The sequence below is a fragment of the Shewanella sp. KX20019 genome (genome assembly GCF_016757755.1).
Classification (GTDB): domain Bacteria; phylum Pseudomonadota; class Gammaproteobacteria; order Enterobacterales; family Shewanellaceae; genus Shewanella.
Genome location: NZ_CP068437.1, coordinates 4,770,119 through 4,784,663 on the forward strand (window position 1 = coordinate 4,770,119; position 14,545 = coordinate 4,784,663).

Consider the following 14,545-nt stretch of genomic DNA (forward strand, 5'->3'; position numbering starts at 1 on the left):
CTGAACCCTGCATTTCGGGGGTGATTGGTATAGATTAAAATTAAATATTCTTAATAGAGCTTCAACCTATAGACAAGCCCGTTTAATTTTGCAAAATGGGTATAAAGCTATACTTATCATTAAAACGATCATCGTGCGGTAGCAGAGGAATCAAAATGCAACTCAGTCAAGAAGATAGAATTTCACCTCAGGAGAAGTCCTCAGGAACTAATGGCCTAGCTATTATCGCCATTGCCGTCGTTGCACTGATCTCTGCCGGAGGTTACTACTATCTAAGCGGTAACGATAAGAGCGAAGAGCCGCAAATTATTGCACCCGTTGTAATTCCTGACCCTATCCCAGAAAAGCCACTCGAAACCGATGCGAACCTGCCTGAGCCAGAGCCTGAAATCATCGAGCCGGTGCCGGTTCAGTTACCCGAAGTGGAACCCGATCCTGAGGTGGAACCACTGCCAGCACTTGCTGATAGCGATCCCTATATTCATCAGAAAGCGATTGATGTTGCAGATGGAATGGCTATTGAATCTTTGCTTATCGAAGACAATGTAGTGCGCCAATTTGTGGTGTTTGTTGATAACTTGGCACAAGGTGAGTTAGCCCGAAAAGTTAGCCCGCTGAAAGCACCAAATAACAGTTTTACCGTGTCGGAGATTGCTAATAAGACCTATGTAGATCCGGATAGTTACCACAGATATGACTTGTATGCAGATTTTCTCGCCAGCTTAAATGAAGAAGAGTTAGCTAAAACATACAAAGAGATGACACCGCTTTTAAGCGAAGCTTTCAGCGAGCTAGGCTACAGCAGCACCTCGTTTGACGACAGAATGCAACAAGCAATTGGCATTATGCTCGACGCACCGATTATTGAGCAACCGATAGAGCTAGATGGCGTGAGTGTTAACTACCAATTTGTTGATCCAACACTAGAGGCTTTACCAAATGCCCAGAAACTCATGGTTCGTATGGGTCCTGAAAATGCTCGCAAAGTAAAATCGGCACTACGTCGTTTACAAAAGCACCTAAACTAATCCCATCTAAGTGAAATTTTAAACCATTCAAAGGCTCTTAAATAACAGAGCCTTTACTTTAGCGTCATACTTTAATAATTTTCAGTACTTTTTCGCCACAGCCGTATCGCAAAACGCTTTTTGAATACCTGTCTTATGATGTAGAATAGCGGCTCTAATTCCGTTATTTCAATAGTATAACTAAGCCCACCCCACCTGAAGATGCAGCTTCAGATGATACAAAGCAATATCGGCTAGTTAGGTAACCCGGATATGCTATAGCTTAAAAATAGATTTCTATTGATAGGCTTAAGCGATTAATGACAGTAAACCAAGGCACTACGAACGGATATTCGTATGTGGGGCAGTGCAATGAAGTTTCACATTCTTTCATGGGGCGCATGGTCGCCACATTATCAGCACATTGCTGAATGGCAGGCTTGGCCCAAAACAGTATTAGACGTATCTACTGCGGCTACGGCTGTGCCTAAGTTACCACAAGTGCCTGCAATGCAACGCCGTCGCCTCAGTAAGCTCAGTAAAATTTTTCTGGATGCTGTCTTTCAATCTGAACCACCGCAGCAATGTCGCAGTATTTTTGCCTCGCAGCACGGAGAGATAAACCGCACCATCAATTTACTTAATGACATCGTCGATAAGTCTGCATTATCGCCAACCGCATTTAGTCAGTCAGTGCACAATACTGCTAGTGGGATCTATAGCATCATTAGTCAAAACCATGCCGCATCTACATCGATTGCAGCAGGTTCAGAGACTTTTTCTCAGGCTTTCATTGAAGCATACGGACTCCTTGTGGATGATCCAAAGCCGATACTGCTTTCCTATGCTGACGACACTTTACCCGATATTTATAAGCCATTTGCTAGTGAGCCCGAATGGCCGCTTGCAGTGGCATTTATCCTTGCACCATGCACCACACAGCAAAAGACTTTGGCAGAAATAAATCTCTGTGAGCAGCAGCCCCAAGCCGTGAAATTATGCTTGGGCCAAATCTTATCCAGTATCGCACTAAAACAGACCATTTCAGGCAACTACTCTGGTATGCATTGGAGTTTGAGCTTTGAATAAACAGCGAGCACCACGGCTAACAGGTATTGCTTACCTACCACGATGGTTAGGGGGCACCTGTTGCTATATCGTATTTGGCCTCGGTGGCTTGCTGAGCTCGATAACCATTTTGCCTATTCTTCGGTTTTGGCCCGGCACTCCCACTCAACGTATAGAGAGAGTGCAGCATGCGGTTCATCTCATGTTCAAAGGCTTTGTTTACATGCTCACTTGGACGGGCTTAATCAAGGTCAGCCATGGCAATTTGCAACAACTAAAAGACGCCAAGGGCATGATTGTTACCTCAAATCACCCCACTTTAGTCGATGTTGTGGTACTGATTAGCCTAATGCCCAATACCAGTTGTATTGTTAAACAGGGAATTTGGCGTAATCCATTTATGCGTGGAGTCGTATCCAGTGCTGGTTACATACCGAATCGCGGCGCTGAGTTGCTATTAGCAGACTGTAAAGAGGTATTAAATAGGGGCAATAATTTGATCATTTTCCCTGAAGGTACTCGTACAATCATTGGAAAACGCGTCAACAGTTTTGCACGTGGAGCGGCCAATATCACCATCCGTACCCAAAGCGACCTATTACCTATATTGCTTAAAACCAACTGTGTTGGTTTCAGCAAACAAGAATCTTGGTATCAATTACCCAGACGTACCATCGGCATGCATATTGAAATAGGCGAAAAACTGCCCTATCTTCGCTATGATGCCAGAGTGGGTGGCGATGCTAAAATGGCTCGTCAAATGACCCGTGATCTTGAAGAATATTATAAACAACAATTAGATAATTACTTATGAGCTTAGAAAACGAAATAAAACAATTGATCATCGAAAGTCTTGATCTTGAAGACGTCAATATTGATGATATTGACGCTGATGCACCACTTTTTGGTGAAGGATTAGGACTAGACTCTATTGATGCACTTGAACTTGGCTTAGCGATAAAAAAACAGTTCGATGTCAAAATTGAAGCGAACTCGGAAGCAACCAAATTGCACTTTTACAGCGTTGCTAGCTTAGCAAGCTTTGTTAAGTCACAACGAGCGTAGGAGGCAATATGCAAACTGCTGAACAAATTTTAGAGGCATTAACCGCCATCTTAGTCGATGAGTTTGAAGTTGACGCTGACGATATCACCTTAGATGCATCACTTTATGAAGCGTTAGATTTAGACAGTATTGATGCTGTCGATCTGGTGATTAAACTGCAACAGATGACAGGCAAAAAAATTAAGCCTGAAGAGTTTAAAGCTGTGCGCACTGTCGGTGACGTGGTCAATGCCATTGAAGGGTTAGTTAAAGACTAATGCGTTTAATCTTGCAAATAGTGACCAGTCTAGTGGTTATAGCCTATCCATTAGCCGTCTATTTCGGATTACATTATTTGCCAACGGGCACTATTGCCCTGCTATTGTGCGCCGTACTCTTGCTGCGTTTATTGCTGCAAAAGCAAAAACTAAAAGCATTGATATTACCGATATTGATTGGCATAGGCCTCACAGCAGGCAGCTTTATCGCTAAAGAGCATGAGTTTTTACTGTTCTACCCGGTAGTAATCAACTTAACGATGTTGGGGCTGTTTAGTTACTCATTGGTTCGTGGCCCTAGCATGATAGAGCAACTGGCAAGATTGAAAGAACCCGAGCTTCCCAATGAAGCGGTAGCTTATCTCAATAAAGTCACGCTACTTTGGTGTGGGCTGTTTATTTTCAATGGTAGCATTGCGCTCTATACCGCACTTTATACTAGCTTGGAAACTTGGACTCTTTATAACGGCTTAATCGCCTACTTGCTTATTGGATTACTGCTCGCTGGTGAGTGGTTATACAGAACATTGTGGTTAAAAAAGACATGACTGAATTACTCAAATCCTGGTTATCCCAAGGGCCAGCAGCACAGCAGTTGATCAGCTTCAACCATCACAATATTGTGACAGGTACAGTGTTCAGCAACCAAGTCGCCCATCTGCACCAGCAGCTAACTCATTCCAAAGAAAAGCGCTGGCTCTTGAGTTGTGAGAGTAGCGATATGTTTGCGGTGGGACTCTGCGCAGGCTTGCTTGCGGGTAAGAAATTGATACTGCCTGCCAACACTCAAGCTGGCACATTGAGTCAGTTAACCCATGAATTTGAAGGGGTCATTGCTGATCTGCCACTATGTGAAGGCAAAGCTTTTTTACGCCTAGATAAAGATCTTAATCTACCGACTTCGCAATGGCCTAGATTAACCCAATGGGGTGAGCTGGTATTATTTACCTCTGGTAGCAGTGGCAAACCCAAACGCATCGCCAAATCCATTAGCCAACTCGACGCTGAAGTCAGCGTCTTGGAACGAACCTTTGCCGAGCACCTGCCCCATTGCAGCGTCATTGCCACCGTTTCACACCAGCATATTTATGGTCTGCTGTTTAAAATTCTGTGGCCACTTGCCGCTAGCCGTCCATTTTTAAGTGATTTAGTCGAATACCCTGAAACGCTTAGCTATTACGCTAACTTGTTTCCAAATTTATGTTTAATCAGTAGTCCTGCTCAGTTATCTCGTTTGCCTGATGCACTGGATAATGAGCCGCAACTGCGCTCGCCAAGCTTAGTGTTTAGCTCTGGTGGCCCACTCAGCTTTGAAGCTGCAATGGCAATAAAACAATGCTACGGTCGACTACCGACCGAAGTTTTCGGTAGTACTGAGACAGGGGGGATTGCATACCGCCAGCAACACTCTCCCGCTGAGCCTTGGCAAACATTTGCAGCAATAGAGATTAAACAAGATGATGTCGATGGTGCATTGCAGCTCAAATCCCCCTATTTAGAGAATGATGATTGGCTTCGATGTGACGATAAAGTCGATATTGCCAGTGATGGCAGGTTCAGCCTACAAGGGCGGCTTGATCGCATCGTAAAAGTCGAAGAAAAACGCTTATCGCTGGTGCAGATGGAGTCGCTTTTAGAGAGCCATCCTTACGTCACCAAAGCAGCTTTACTTATGTTAGAGCAGCCTAGAACACAGCTTGGTGCAGCGATTGAACTGTCTACACAAGGCGTTGAGCAATTAGCCATAGACGGCAAGCTTGCGCTCAACAATGCGCTGAAGCGTCACCTTCTATCCCAATTTGAACGGGTTACATTGCCACGTCGCTGGCGTTATCCTGAGCAGTTACCCGTTGATCTGCAAGGTAAATGCGTGCACGACACCATGCTAGCTCTATTTGATATCGATAAGTTTAAGAGTAAATGATTAAATCTAGATTACCGGCTATTATCAGCACTAAAATCGATGATGACTCCATTTGTTGGCGTCTCGATATCCCGGCTGAGCTTGAGTATTTTAAAGGCCACTTTCCCGAGCAACCAGTGCTGCCAGGCGTAACTCAATTAGATTGGGCGATTAAGCTTGGCTGCCAGCATTTTGGCTACGCCAGTGATGTTGCAGTGCTTGAGGTGCTCAAGTTTCAACAGCTAATGTTGCCTAATACACAGGTCAATTTAACCATTAGCCACAATGCCGCGAAAGCCAAGCTTACTTTTACCTATAGCGATGGCGATAAGCGCTTTGCATCTGGCCGAATAGCATTCAATGTAACCAATAGTCTAGCGACCGCTGGAGAAGCCAGTTAATGCGCATCGCCTTAGTCATTCCTAACTATAACCACCAAACTGCCATTGCACAGACGCTTGAGCAACTCGACGGACTTGGTTTGCCCTGTTATTTGGTCAATGACGGCAGTAATGATGAAACTCGTTTTTTACTCACTGAACTTGCCAAAAAGTATTCGTGGGTAACGCTGCTGCACCACCCTTTTAATCGTGGCAAAGGCGCGGCCGTTATGACGGGACTGCGCACCGCTTATCAAGATGGCTATAGCCACGCACTGCAGGTTGATGCCGATGGGCAACACAACTTAGATGATATCCCGGCGATGATAGCGCGTGCAGAATCTGCGCCAGAATCCTTAATCTCTGGACTGCCTCAATATGATGAATCAGTCCCGAAGGGGCGGTTATATGGTCGCTACCTCACCCACATCTGGGTGTGGATCGAAACCCTAAGTTTCGATATCCAAGATTCTATGTGCGGCTTTAGGGTGTACCCGTTAGCAGAGACTGAAAAGCTGTTTTTAACTCACGCTCTTGGCGAGCGTATGGACTTTGATATCGAGGTGCTAGTGCGCCTGTATTGGCAAGGCGTACCGGTGATCCATATCCCCACACGGGTTATCTACCCCGAAGATGGCATTAGCCATTTTCAGGGGATCAAAGACAATGCGCGGATCTCCTTGATGCACAGCAAACTATTTTTCAGCATGTTGCTGCGCCAACCCAAACGCTTGTGGAACAAGTTCAGCCAAAGTAAACAAAGCCAACATTGGTCAAATATACAAGAGCGTGGCAGCTACTGGGGCATAAAAGTAATAGCTGAAAGCTATCGCTACGGTGGCCACTGGCTATGTCGCGCCGTTATGTACCCAGTTATCTGCTACTTCTTTCTCACTGGTGCCACCGCCAGAAAAGCATCACAGCAGTTTTTGACTCAAGTTAAAACAACTGAGCCCAAACACCCTTTGCTGAGTGAAAATCTCAGCTGGCGTGACAATCTCAAACACTTTTTTACCTTTGGCAATGCAGCCCTTGACCGAATTGATGCCTGGTGTAACCGTATCAAACTCGCTGAGGTAGACTTTCCAAATAGACAATTACTGGTTGATCAGCTTAAAACCGGCAAGGGCGCCGTTTTACTGGTTTCTCATTTGGGAAATCTTGAGCTTTGCCGCGCCATATCGATCCACCAGCGCAAAGTAAAAGTTAATGTCATGGTGTTAACTGAACATGCCGAAAACTTTAATCGCGTATTGCAGCAACTCAACCCAGATAGCGCACTCAACCTCATTCAAGTGACTGAGCTTGGCCCAAGCACCTCGATCTTATTACAACAGAAGATCGATGCTGGGGAGTTGGTGGTTATCGCTGGCGATAGAACCTCATCGCAAACAGCGGGTCGAGTTATCTATCAGCCTTTTTTAGGTAAGGAAGCGCCCTTCCCACAAGGACCCTTTATCTTGGCAGGTTTGTTAGATTGCCCAGTATTTACCATGTTCTGCTTGCGTGAAGAGGGACGTTATCACGTGCACCTCAGGCATTTTGCCAACAGCCTTAAAGGCCCACGAGCAGGTCGAGCCGAACGACTCGAAAATGCGGTACAAGATTTTAGCCAGCGCTTAGAGTATTTTGCGCTGCGCCAACCACTTCAGTGGTTTAATTTTTATGATTTTTGGCACAAGGACGAGAATATCCAGCGTACCAATGTTCAAGGCAGTAAAGGACAACAACACAAATGACCCACGCAAACTCCCTAAATACCCAGCAGCAAACCATCGAGTTTGGTTACCGTAAACTGTCTCTTGAAGATGTCGTCTCTATCGCAAAAGGAGCAAGCGCACAGCTAAACCAGACGCAAGAATACCGAGCCTACATCCAAAAGGGCGCATTGTTTATTGACAGTTTGCTCAAAGAGGAAGGCGTGGTCTACGGCGTAACAACCGGCTACGGTGACTCTTGCACTGTCACCGTAGGACTCGATCTGGTCCATGAGCTACCACTGCATTTGACCCGCTTTCACGGTTGCGGCTTGGGCGACATTTTATCTGTGGCACAAACCCGTGCAGTCATGGCATGCCGCTTAAGCTCGCTCGCTTATGGCAAGTCTGGGGTCAGTTTTGAACTGCTAGAGCGCATTGAGACCCTATTGAATCTAGATATCACCCCGGTGATCCCAGAAGAGGGTTCTGTCGGTGCTAGCGGCGATTTAACCCCATTATCTTACCTCGCCGCCGTACTTGTTGGTGAGCGCGATGTGATGTACCAAGGTCAGCGCCGCCCCACGAGCGAAGTCTACCAACAGCTTAATATTGTTCCGCTAACCTTGCGACCTAAAGAGGGGCTGGCATTGATGAATGGCACCGCGGTCATGACGGCACTGGCTTGTTTAGCTTATGATCGTGCCCAATATATGACGCGACTATCAAGTCGCATCACCGCCATGGCTTCACTGGCACTAAAGGGTAACTCGAACCACTTCGATGACATCCTGTTTGCCGCGAAGCCACACCCAGGGCAAAACCAAATTGCGGCGTGGATCCGTGAAGATCTCAATCACCACACTCATCCGCGCAACTCCGACCGATTACAAGACCGATACTCTATCCGCTGTGCGCCACACGTGATCGGAGTGCTACAAGATGCGCTGCCCTTTATGCGCCAATTTATCGAAACCGAACTGAACAGTGCCAACGACAACCCGATTGTTGATGCCGAAGGCGAGCATATCCTTCATGGCGGACACTTCTATGGTGGCCATATCGCCTTTGCGATGGATTCGATGAAAAATGCGGTGGCCAACATTGCTGATTTGATCGACCGCCAGATGGCACTGGTAATGGACCAAAAATTTAATAATGGCCTGCCAGCGAATCTTTCTGGTGCAATGGGTAAACGCAAAGCCATCAATCACGGTTTTAAAGCGGTACAGATTGGCGTTTCAGCATGGACTGCCGAGGCATTAAAAAACACCATGCCTGCCAGCGTATTTTCGCGCTCTACCGAATGTCATAACCAAGATAAAGTTAGCATGGGCACTATTTCAGCCCGTGACTGCATGCGAGTGCTGCAGCTTACCGAACAAGTCGCCGCCGCAGCCTTGTTGGCGATGTCTCAAGGTATTCGTTTGCGTATAATGCAACAAGAGCTTGTGCCGAGTTCTATTACCCCCTCTCTGGGCAAAACCTTAGCGCAAGTCGAAGAAGATTTTGAACTGCTCACCGAAGACCGACCGTTAGAGCAAGCACTGCGCTCGACCGTCGACAAGATCCAAAGTGGCTATTGGGAAGTATGCTAATGCGCCTTTCCGTGCCGACAAGGATAATGATCTTATGAAAGGTATTATAAGCACCGAGATTGAAGTCATTATCCCTTTTCACGATGTGGATTCAATGGGTATTACTTGGCATGGCAACTACCTACGCTACTTTGAAGTGGCTCGTTGCCAGTTACTGGATCTTATCGATTATGGCTACCGAGCCATGCAAGATTCAGGCTATAGCTGGCCGATTGTCGATTTGCAGATAAAGTATGTGCAATCGAGTACGTTCGATCAAAAAGTAATTATCAAAGCGGCCATCGTTGAGTGGGAAAACCGTCTTAAAATCAATTACCAAGTATTAGATGCCATCACTAAGAAACGTATTACCAAAGGCTATACCATACAAGCCGCGGTTGATATGCAAACCCAGGAACTGTGCTTTGTTACGCCTGAAGTGTTTCAAGATAAAATCGCTAAACTTATCGGTTCAAGTGATAAACCAAGTGCTTCGCTAACCACCGCAGGCTCAAACAGATGATATTAGCTAGGTATCCATCGCGCTGTTGCAAACTCATATCAATGTGCCTGATCTTAATCGGTAATACGCTGAGTTTTTCGGCCCATAGTGAGAGCAACTTTGAGGCTTTATTCGCACAAAATGCGTCACCAAGTGAATTAACGCAGCTCAGCAAGCAGCTAGCGCCAAGCGCACAAGCTAAGGGTTTGTTTACTCAATATCGACAATTAAAGGTACTAAAACAGCCGCTGATTAGCCGAGGGAGCTTTGTCTTCTCTAAGCAACAAGGCGTGATCTGGCAGCAACTATCTCCGTTCGAAAGCACCTTAATTCTACAAGCGGGTCGCCTGATCCAAATCGATAGCCAAGGGCAGGTACAGGTTAGCGATGCACAGCAATCGCCCAGTGCCAATCAACTGTCTCAGTTAATGCCTATCCTGCTCAATGCCCTGCTTAGCGGCGATCTACCAACACTTGAACAGCATTTTAAATTGAGCTTACAAAGCACCAGCAGCACCGATGCCCAGTGGCAGTTAGGTTTGACGCCAATCGACCCTCTAGTCAAAAAAGCCATGCCTAGACTCGTGTTAATCGGCGAGCAACATATTCAAACCTTGATCCTCTTTAGCGATAATCAAGATCGCAGCCGTATCGAATTTTCAGCTATCAATGACGCACCATTGACGGAGCAGGATCTAGCTCGCTTTTCTCCCTCAATTGAAGATAGCGCCAGAGCTGGCCAATGAGCAAAAAACCTCGGCTTGCAGTACTGAGCTTCCTAACCAAGCTCACCGCAACAAAAAAGTTAACTATCTGGTTATTTTTGCTAGTTACCACGCTCGTACTGGGTATTGTGCAATGGCAATCTGGCGCCAAGATCCAGACTGACATTTTGGCTATGCTACCTAAAGTGAGTGAAAATTTGCTAACGCAACGGGCCATCGCCCAAGTTGAGCAGCAGTTAGCCAATCGGCTCTATATTGGGGTTGTTAGCGCAGACAAGAATACGGCGGTTAGCGCGGCCACCATGTTAATGCAGCAACTAAAATCCACCAGTTCAGCAGTATTCATTGATATATCCAGCGCCGATATATCACAAGCTGAAGCCCTAAATGCCTTTTACTTTCCATACCGATTCAATCTACTGACCGACAAACAACAACAGCAACTCGCAGAGCAGCAGTGGCAGCAGCTAACACAAGCAAGTTTACAGAAACTTTATAGCGCCTTTAGCTATGCTAATAGCGCCTTAATCAGCCATGATCCTCTGCTGCTCTACCCCGATAACCTGCTCGCGCTCGCCCCCAAACAAGCACTGGGTGTCGAAAATGGCGTGCTCATCGCTCGCCTTACTAATAATGATGCTAAAACAGAATCAGCTTTTGTCGCCATCGTAATGGCAAAAGGGCTTCAAAGTGCCTTCAGCCCTGATGCGCAGCAATCGCAACTGGCTGCGCTTGAGTTAGCGAAACAGACGGTAACAAGCAACTTCCCCGCAGTTGATTTTTTACACGCTGGCGCACTGTTTCATGCAGCTGCTGCCACTGACAATGCTAAAAAGGAAGTATCAAGCATTGGCCTTATCTCCCTTATTGGGGTTATCGCCCTCGTCTGGTTTTCCTTTCGCTCAATCATGCCGTTAATGATCGCCGTGATGACACTCAGCGTAAGCCTACTGTTTGCCATTGTGCTTACCCTTGTGGTGTTTGGTGAGCTGCACCTGCTCACACTAGTATTTGGTACCAGCCTCATCGGCATCGCCATTGATTACTGCTTTCACTTTTATTGCGATCGCTTAAATAACCCCGAGCATGATGCTAACCATACGACGCTAGCCATTCTGCCAGCGATTTCATTGGCACTGCTCACTAGCATTATCGCCTATGGTTCACTGGGATTAGCGCCTTTTCCAGGCATGCAGCAGGTCGCTATATTCTGCGCTGCAGGTTTGATCGGGGCTTATTTAACCTTAGTATTTGCCTACCCGGCGTTAGCGAGCGCAAAGCTCAATAACAGCCAACGCCAACTTGAACTTGCTGACCAATACCAAGGTTTTGTGCTCAGCCGCGCGATGCCATCATCACGGTTATTTGCAGGGTTGTTGCTACTTGGCTGCATGGTATTTATTGGCATCGGTCTATCACAACTAAGCAGTGATGATGATATTCGTCAATTACAACACACGCCGCCTGCGATTCAGCAACAGGAAGACACCCTGCGTACCGTGCTCAGTGGTGGAACAGATAATCAATTTCTACTGATTACAGGGCAGACAGAAGAGCAGGTAAAGCAACAACTAGAGCAACTAGAACCTGTCCTTAAATTGGCAGAACAACAGCAGTTGCTTGGCAATCACTTTAGTTTAAGTAGATTCCTACCCAGCGAGAAAAAACAGGCTAATAACTACCAGTTACAACAGCAGATTTATCAGCAACATCTTGATGAAATTTTTGAACGCCTAGGGATTGAAGACAGCATTAAACTGCCGTTAGCAGATGAGTTTATCGCAGCTAAAGCGCGTTATATTAATGCGGATGACTTCTTACTATCGACGGCAGGGAAGCAGTTTAGCTCAATGTGGTTAATGCCGCAGCAGGATTCTAGTTTAGATTCTGGCTACGCAGCCATTGTGTTACTCGGCGGCATAAAACAACTCGATAAATTATCGGCACTTTTCCAAGCCAATCCCAATGTAGAGTTAGTCGATAAAGTCTGTGAAATATCCAAGTTAATGGGCCACTATCGCCAGCTGACGCTGGGGTTACTGGTCATTGCTTTGATTGCGGCGGTTTGTATATTTACCCTTAGGTTTGGTATCAGGTTAGCGTCAATAATGGTTAGTGTGCCCGCACTTTCCGCCATTCTGACCCTGTCCACTTTGGGGCTGATGCTAGCGCCGTTAACGCTGTTTCATGCGTTAGCACTGATTTTGGTGTTTGGGATTGGCATTGATTATTGTCTATTTTTCGCCGAAGCGAAGCAAAAGACTCGTGGCGTGATGATGGCTGTACTCATGTCAGCTATGTCGACACTACTGGCCTTTGGTTTGCTTGCTTTTAGCCAGACGCCCGCCATTAGTGCCTTTGGTCTAACCCTATTGATAGGCATTAGCTTTACGTTTTTACTGTCACCATTTATTCAAATTTTCACAAGGAAAATACCCCAATGTTAAGCTCCAATGCACATCAACACACTATTACTCATGGTGTTGAAGAGGTCGATGTTGCCATCATAGGCGCGGGCCCATCCGGGAGTATTGCCGCTAGCCTTTTACATGCTCAAGGCAAGCGTGTGTTGGTGCTTGAGAAACAATATTTCCCACGTTTCTCTATAGGAGAGAGCTTACTTCCCTGCTGTATGCAGGTGATAGCCGAAGCCAATATGCTCGACGCCGTGAATGCCGCAGGCTTTCAATATAAAGATGGTGCAGCATTTAGATGTCGCGACCAATACACCAGTTTCGACTTTAATAACAAGTTCACTCCAGGGCCTGGTAATACTTTTCAGGTCGAACGCGCCAAATTCGACAAACTGCTGGCCGATGAGGCAAGTAAGCAAGGGGTGGAGATCCGCTATGGCCAGACAGTCGAGTCGATAAACTTAGATTCAGCACCTGAACTGACGGTGAAAAATGCAGCGGGGGACACTGACACAGTTAGGGCAAAGTTCATCCTAGATGCCAGTGGTTTTGGCCGTGTTTTACCGCGGTTACTCGATTTAGAAACACCATCATGTTTACCCACTCGCAGCGCTGTTTTTAACCATATAAACGACAATATTACTTGTACTGATTTTGACCGTAATAAGATCCTTATCAGCGTTCACCCTGACAACAAAGATATCTGGTACTGGTTAATCCCTTTTAGTAATGGTCGTTGCTCAATAGGCGTAGTAGCGGAGCCGCATCAATTGGGTAACTTAACGGGCAGCTTGGACGACGTTCTTCTTGATATGATTAACCAAGAGCCCGGCCTTAAAAAATTACTCGCCAATGCTGAACTCGTCAATGATTCCGCATTATTGCAAGGATACTCAGCTAACGTGAAAACCTTAGCTACCAATAAGTTCGCCCTACTAGGCAATGCTGGAGAGTTTCTAGATCCGGTCTTTTCATCAGGTGTGACTATCGCCATGCAATCGGCGTCTTTAGCGGCTAAAGCACTTATTAAGCAACTTGATGGTGAGGCGGTGGACTGGCAAGATGAATACGCTACACCATTAATGAAAGGCGTTGATACCTTTAGAACTTATGTCGAAGCTTGGTATGACTGCCGCTTTCAAGACGCTATCTTCTATAGTGACCCCGATTTGACCATCAAACAGATGATCTGTTCTATTTTGGCGGGCTACGCTTGGGATCAAAATAATCCCTTTGTCAGTGAATCTAAAAGGCGCCTTAATATGGTTGTAGAGCTATGTCGCAGCTAACTCATTTTCAAAAGTCATTTCTAAAGAGCTTAAGCATGTTCGGCTTAACGCTATTGGCAGGATGTAGCCAAACCTTGCAAAGACAAACCTGTGTTGAGCTGCCAAGCAGCGTCAGTTACTGTCTTGCACCGCTAAGCGATGCGAGTCAAGATGCTGGCAATAAGCCAGAGTCGTTTACTGATCGCAGTATGACGCAAAAAACCATCTTAAAAACCCAATCGAGTCAGCATGAACTGCTCACTCAATTGGAGCTAGATCCGCAGCAGTTAACCTTGGTTGGTTTAGCCCCCTTAGGGCAGCCACTATTCACACTTACCTATGATGGCGAAAAGCTTATCAGCGAGCAAAGTAGTTTGCTTGGCGATCAATTTAAAGCCGAGTATCTGCTAGCCATTATGCAGCTTATCTATTGGAGTGAAGACAGCCTCAATCGCCATCTACAAAATGGCTATATACAGAGCTATAATTGCGATGTTGCTTATTGTCGCAAGCTCATCGCTGCAAAGCCGAGTGCTAATGACATGATGAATAACGCGGAAGATCCACAGCCGATTGTTACAATCCGTTATAGTCAACTTGCCCCATGGCAAGCCAAGGTCAAATTACAGATTGATGCAGCTGATTTCGAGCTCATCATCACTCCGTTATAAACCTATTATGG

The 14,545-nt window shown here is 46.1% G+C and carries 15 protein-coding genes; all 15 read left to right on the plus strand.

The annotated features are described in order from the left end of the window. The first annotated feature begins 155 nt into the window (after positions 1 to 155). The gene (locus JK628_RS20640; RefSeq protein ID WP_202286781.1) at positions 156 to 1,028 is read left to right on the plus strand and encodes a DUF3014 domain-containing protein; all 873 of its coding nucleotides are present in this window, start codon (positions 156 to 158) and stop codon (positions 1,026 to 1,028) included. A gap of 351 nt (positions 1,029 to 1,379) precedes the next feature. Beyond that, positions 1,380 to 2,096: a beta-ketoacyl synthase chain length factor gene (locus JK628_RS20645; RefSeq protein ID WP_202286782.1), complete on the plus strand. Its 717-nt coding sequence runs from the start codon at positions 1,380 to 1,382 to the stop codon at positions 2,094 to 2,096. Next, on the plus strand, positions 2,089 to 2,889 hold the full coding sequence (locus JK628_RS20650; RefSeq protein WP_202286783.1) for a lysophospholipid acyltransferase family protein: 801 nt from the start codon (positions 2,089 to 2,091) through the stop codon (positions 2,887 to 2,889). The genes JK628_RS20645 and JK628_RS20650 overlap by 8 nt, the downstream gene beginning before the upstream one ends. Further along, on the plus strand, positions 2,886 to 3,140 hold the full coding sequence (locus tag JK628_RS20655) for a phosphopantetheine-binding protein (protein WP_202286784.1): 255 nt from the start codon (positions 2,886 to 2,888) through the stop codon (positions 3,138 to 3,140). The genes JK628_RS20650 and JK628_RS20655 overlap by 4 nt, the downstream gene beginning before the upstream one ends. Before the next feature lie 8 nt (positions 3,141 to 3,148). Beyond that, positions 3,149 to 3,397, plus strand: coding sequence for an acyl carrier protein (locus JK628_RS20660; protein ID WP_202286785.1), 249 nt, complete (start codon positions 3,149 to 3,151; stop codon positions 3,395 to 3,397). Further along, a complete protein-coding gene (locus tag JK628_RS20665) occupies positions 3,397 to 3,945 on the plus strand; it encodes a hypothetical protein (protein ID WP_202286786.1) in 549 nt (182 codons plus the stop codon). The genes JK628_RS20660 and JK628_RS20665 overlap by 1 nt, the downstream gene beginning before the upstream one ends. Further along, entirely contained in the window at positions 3,942 to 5,321 is a 1,380-nt protein-coding gene (locus JK628_RS20670) for an AMP-binding protein (protein WP_202286787.1), read from the plus strand. Before JK628_RS20665 ends, JK628_RS20670 begins: the two co-directional genes overlap by 4 nt. After that, positions 5,318 to 5,701 carry an ApeI family dehydratase gene (locus JK628_RS20675; protein ID WP_202286788.1) on the plus strand — a complete coding sequence of 128 codons (384 nt, stop codon included), beginning with the start codon at positions 5,318 to 5,320 and terminating at the stop codon, positions 5,699 to 5,701. Before JK628_RS20670 ends, JK628_RS20675 begins: the two co-directional genes overlap by 4 nt. Beyond that, a complete protein-coding gene (locus tag JK628_RS20680; protein ID WP_202286789.1) occupies positions 5,701 to 7,419 on the plus strand; it encodes a glycosyltransferase family 2 protein in 1,719 nt (572 codons plus the stop codon). Before JK628_RS20675 ends, JK628_RS20680 begins: the two co-directional genes overlap by 1 nt. Beyond that, positions 7,416 to 8,975, plus strand: coding sequence for an HAL/PAL/TAL family ammonia-lyase (locus JK628_RS20685; RefSeq protein ID WP_202286790.1), 1,560 nt, complete (start codon positions 7,416 to 7,418; stop codon positions 8,973 to 8,975). The genes JK628_RS20680 and JK628_RS20685 overlap by 4 nt, the downstream gene beginning before the upstream one ends. 34 nt (positions 8,976 to 9,009) lie before the next feature. Continuing rightward, positions 9,010 to 9,477, plus strand: a complete 468-nt coding sequence (locus tag JK628_RS20690; RefSeq protein ID WP_202286791.1) for an acyl-CoA thioesterase — start codon at positions 9,010 to 9,012, stop codon at positions 9,475 to 9,477. Positions 9,478 to 9,518: 41 nt separating this feature from the next. Then, positions 9,519 to 10,202: a LolA family protein gene (locus tag JK628_RS20695; RefSeq protein ID WP_202286792.1), complete on the plus strand. Its 684-nt coding sequence runs from the start codon at positions 9,519 to 9,521 to the stop codon at positions 10,200 to 10,202. Next, the gene (locus JK628_RS20700) at positions 10,199 to 12,628 is read left to right on the plus strand and encodes an MMPL family transporter (protein WP_202286793.1); all 2,430 of its coding nucleotides are present in this window, start codon (positions 10,199 to 10,201) and stop codon (positions 12,626 to 12,628) included. Before JK628_RS20695 ends, JK628_RS20700 begins: the two co-directional genes overlap by 4 nt. Next, a complete protein-coding gene (locus JK628_RS20705; protein WP_202286794.1) occupies positions 12,622 to 13,884 on the plus strand; it encodes an NAD(P)/FAD-dependent oxidoreductase in 1,263 nt (420 codons plus the stop codon). The genes JK628_RS20700 and JK628_RS20705 overlap by 7 nt, the downstream gene beginning before the upstream one ends. Further along, complete coding sequence (locus tag JK628_RS20710) at positions 13,872 to 14,534, plus strand: DUF3261 domain-containing protein (RefSeq protein ID WP_202286795.1); 663 nt, start codon at positions 13,872 to 13,874, stop codon at positions 14,532 to 14,534. The genes JK628_RS20705 and JK628_RS20710 overlap by 13 nt, the downstream gene beginning before the upstream one ends. The last annotated feature ends 11 nt before the right edge of the window (positions 14,535 to 14,545 follow it).